Here is a 571-nt window from a genome sequence, read left to right as displayed (position 1 = left end):
CGAACACCGATATGCTTCGGGGAGCTGTAAGTGAGCTGTGATCCGAAGATTTCCGAATGGGGGAACCCCCCTTCCGTAATGGGAAGGGATCCACACCTGAATCCATAGGGTGTGAGAAGGCAGACCCGGGGAACTGAAACATCTTAGTACCCGGAGGAAGAGAAAGCAAATGCGATTTCCTGAGTAGCGGCGAGCGAAACGGAAACAGCCCAAACCAGAAGGCTTGCCTTCTGGGGTTGTAGGACACTCCATCGGAGTTACCAAGAGAGCAGATAGAGGAAGCGGCCTGGAACGGCCCGCGGGACAAGGTAAGAGCCCTGTACTCGACATCTGATTCTCCTCCGGAGTGGATCCTGAGTACGGCGGGACACGTGAAACCCCGTCGGAATCCGGGAGGACCATCTCCCAAGGCTAAATACTCCCTAGTGACCGATAGTGAACCAGTACCGTGAGGGAAAGGTGAAAAGCACCCCGGAAGGGGAGTGAAATAGATCCTGAAACCGTGTGCCTACAAGTAGTTGGAGCCCGTTTATGGGTGACAGCGTGCCTTTTGTAGAATGAACCGGCGAGT

At 54.6% G+C, this 571-nt stretch carries 1 rRNA gene; it reads left to right on the top strand.

The window, feature by feature from the left end:
* Positions 1-571, top strand: a 23S ribosomal RNA gene (locus tag ACFO4L_RS17555); the annotation flags it as partial.

Origin of the sequence: Bacillus daqingensis (assembly GCF_042654445.1) — a bacterium.
In the GTDB taxonomy this organism is placed as follows: domain Bacteria; phylum Bacillota; class Bacilli; order Bacillales; family Salisediminibacteriaceae; genus Alkalicoccus; species Alkalicoccus luteus.
This window is presented reverse-complemented; position numbering and strand designations above follow the sequence as displayed.